This is a genomic window from Enterobacter sp. Lyrl_3 (assembly GCF_051948675.1).
Taxonomy (GTDB): Bacteria; Pseudomonadota; Gammaproteobacteria; order Enterobacterales; family Enterobacteriaceae; genus Enterobacter; species Enterobacter cloacae.
The window spans coordinates 1-398 of sequence record NZ_JAYJLI010000075.1 but is presented as its reverse complement, the minus strand read 5'-3'; the positions used below and the strand labels follow the sequence as shown (position 1 = coordinate 398).

The 398-nt window shown below is 61.8% G+C and carries 1 pseudogene; it reads right to left on the bottom strand.

Features of this window, described 5'->3' with window-relative positions:
* Window positions 1–398 (bottom strand): annotated as a pseudogene (locus VF709_RS24955) (hypothetical protein); the annotation flags it as partial.

The window sequence follows — 398 nt, the reverse complement described above, 5'->3', positions numbered from 1 at the left end:
GCTGCCACAACAGAGAGCGTATACCCGGGCAGGGAATGCAGGTGGTGAGCTGATGGTAAAGCCGGTTTTTGTCGATGTTTGCGTAGTAACCGCGGATATCGGTGCGAAAGACGAAGGGCGCCCTTGTGTGGCGCAGGAAATGATGAACGCGACGCGCGCTCTGTTTGCCGCCGCCCTGGCCCCTGACGTGTTCGCCGGTGTGATGGACCGGAAGATGTGGTGTCAGCAGGCGGGTGAGGGCGTGAATAACCAGCGCGTCACAGGCGGACCACATCACACAGGCCCCGCCGTCCGCGCGGGGAATGACGCGTAGCGGACGAAAACGGTACATCCCGGCGCGAAGCGCCTGCAGGAGACGCGCTTTTTCCCGTTGCCAGTGAAAGCGCAGGTCCCATATA